At 65.3% G+C, this 3,029-nt stretch carries 2 protein-coding genes; both read left to right on the top strand.

Annotation, left to right across the window (positions count from 1 at the left end; all coding sequences use genetic code 11):
• A partial coding sequence (locus ABDB87_RS20455) for a hypothetical protein (RefSeq protein ID WP_345930554.1) occupies nt 1–212 on the top strand: 212 nt, incomplete at its 5' end.
• 160 nt (nt 213–372) lie between these two features.
• Nucleotides 373–3,029, top strand: a 2,657-nt coding sequence (locus ABDB87_RS20450) for a methyl-accepting chemotaxis protein (RefSeq protein ID WP_345930552.1), incomplete at its 3' end; no start/stop codon positions are given.

Genomic DNA, 3,029 nt, shown 5'->3' with positions numbered 1-3,029 from the left:
TCGTGCGCCGCTTCCGTCTGCAGGAAGACGACGGGGCAGCAGGGGGCAAGGCCCCGGCGCTGGAACTCGCGGCGCAGACCGGCACGGCCGCCCGCGCAGCCTCATTGCCGGCGCCGGCATCCAAACGCGTACGCAAGGGGCCGGCCGCCAAAGGCACGAAACCGGTTGCGATGCAGGCTGCCTCCGACGAAGACGACTGGAGCGAGTTCTGATGCGCAGGTCTTCGGCCATCCGGCCGCCCTGAGGTGTCACGGCAAGGCGAAAGCCAAGCGAATCATGAGTGAGTGCCGCACCCCGATCATGGCCTGCCCGGCGTCCCGGCCTGGCAGGCCCCGGAATTGATGCCGGAGCGCCCTGCGCCAGGAGTCTGAAATGAAAGTGAACATGCCCGTCACCGGTCACGAGGTCGACTATGAAGATGACATGCTCATCGTTTCGCGGACGGACCTCCACGGGAACCTGGTCTACGCCAACCGCGATTTCATCCGGATCTCCGGTTTCACCGAGGAAGAGCTGATCGGCAAGCCGCATCACATCGTGCGGCATCCGGACATGCCCCCTGCCGCCTTCGAGGATCTGTGGCGCACGCTCAAGAGCGGAAAGCCCTGGAGCGGCATGGTCAAGAACCGCTGCAAGAATGGCGATCACTACTGGGTCGAGGCCAATGTCACCCCGGTTTTCGAATCCGGCCAGATCGTGGGCTATCTTTCGGTGCGGACCAAGCCCTCGCGCCAGCGTGTGGAGCAGGCCGAAACGCTCTACGCCCGGATGCGTGAAGGCCGCGCCCGCGGCACCGTGCTCCGGGCCGGCCGGGTGATCGAGCCTTCGCTTGTCCGGCGACTGAACCTGCTGCGTCTCGCGCACGAGCGGGTTTCGCTCCGCAGCAAGTTCATGCTGATCGGCCTCTTGCTGCTGGTTCCGCTGCTGCTCGCGCTGGGTCTGCTCGGTCAGGGGCTGATGCGCGATGTCGCTGTTACCCGCATGGAGCAGGTCGGGCTGCAGATCCACGGCCAGATGCGTCAGCTTCTGCCCGAGTTGCAGAAGCATCGCGGGCTCGCCGGGCTTGCGGCGACTGGCAATGCCGATGCGAAAAACCAGCTGGCGAGTATCGAAAAGCGGATCGACAGCATCCTGCGCCGGGTGGATGAGGAGGTCCGCCTGCATCCCGAAGTACGCGCGGCAGAGCGCTGGCGGGAGGTCGGCAATGAGTGGACGTCCCTGCTTTCCGACATGCCCTCGCTCGATCCGGCAAAGAGCTTTGCACGGCATACCGATGTCATCGAGCACGCGCTCGACATGATGCGGGATCTGGCCAACAACTCCGGTCTGGTGCTGGACCCCGATCCGGCGAGCTATCACGTGATGAACGCTGCCGTGCTCAATGCGATGGATCTTGCCGAGCACATGGGGCGGGCAAGGGGATTCGGCGCCCAGATGATTACCCGCGGGCAGGTGGATACGGCCGGCCGTACCGAGTTGCTGGAGGTGCTGGTCGGCGCCACGGCGCATCGCGAAAGCATCGAGCAGTCTTTCGGCTACGCGGCGCTGGCCGACCCTTCCCTGTCTGACCGGCTGGCCGGCGAGGCGGCTGCGATGGCCGCTGCTGTCCAGAATTTCAGCCGGCTCGCGCATGACAAGGTACTGCTCCCGGCCAAGCCCGAAATTGCGGGGCCCGAGTTCTTCGCCGCAGGCAGTCAGGCGGTGGACGCGGTCTATGTCTTCTACGACAAATCGGTCGGCATGCTCGACGGGCTGCTCGCGGCCCGCGTGCGGGGCTATCAGGTGCATGCTGCCTGGCTCATCGGCGGCACGCTTGCGCTGTTCGTGCTGGGCGTAGCGGTGGCCTGGCTGTTCGTGCGGACGACGGTGCGCTCGCTGGGCGAAGCGGTTGCGCGCTTTCGCGAGATCTCCGGGGGCAACTTCAAGGGCCGGGTGCACACCGACACGCAGGACGAGATCGGTCAGCTCATGCAGGCGCTCAAATCGATGCAGATCAAGCTGGGCTTCGACCTGAACGAAGCACGCGAGCGTGCGGAAGAAGCGCTGCGGCTCAAGATCGGCCTGGACAGCGTGAACACCAACGTGATGATTGCGGACAACGATCGCAACATCATCTACCTCAACCCGTCTGTGCTCGCCATGCTGCGCACCGCACAGGACGACATCCGCAAGGACCTGCCGCAGTTCGACGTCGAGCGTCTGCTGGGCCAGAAGATCGACGTCTTCCACCAGAACCCGGAGCACCAGGCCCGGCTGCTCGCCAGCTTCAAGAGCACCTATCAGGCCACCGCGAAGATCGGCGGCCGCACCTTCGCGCTCACCGCCAATCCGGTCATCAATGCCCGCGGCGAGCGGCTGGGCAGCGTGGTCGAGTGGATCGACCGCACGCTGGAAGTCGCCGTCGAGCAGGAAGTGAGCGACATCGTCACGGCCGCTGCCGCGGGAGACTTCTCGCAGCGCATCGACGAAGGCAGCAAGCACGGCTTCTTCAAGGTTCTGGCCGAAGGCATCAACCGCGTGGTGGCCACCTCGGACGCCGGCCTGCGTGACATTGCCCGGGTGCTGGCCGCACTGGCCAGGGGAGATCTCACTGAACGGATCACCGCCGACTACCAGGGCACCTTCGCCGACCTGAAGAACTACACCAACGACACCGTGCGCAGCCTCGAACAGATGCTGCGCCAGATCCGAGAAGCCTCGGAAACCATCCACACCGCGGCCTCCGAAATCGCCAGCGGCAACACCGATCTGTCGTCGCGCACCGAAGAGCAGGCCGCCTCACTCGAAGAGACCGCCTCCAGCATGGAAGAGCTCACCTCCACGGTGAAGCAGAACGCGCAGAACGCCCGCCAGGCGAACAAGCTCGCCGAAGGCGCCTCGGAAGTCGCCACGCGCGGCGGCGAAGTCGTCGGTGACGTGGTGACCACGATGGGCGCGATCAACGAGAGCGCACGCAAGATCGTCGACATCATCGGCGTGATCGACGGCATCGCCTTCCAGACCAACATCCTCGCGCTCAACGCAGCGGT

Origin of the sequence: Uliginosibacterium paludis, assembly GCF_039631355.1 — a bacterium.
GTDB classification, from domain to species: domain Bacteria; phylum Pseudomonadota; class Gammaproteobacteria; order Burkholderiales; family Rhodocyclaceae; genus Uliginosibacterium; species Uliginosibacterium paludis.
Note: the sequence above shows the minus strand (reverse complement) of the source record. Positions and strands in the feature narration are given on the sequence as shown.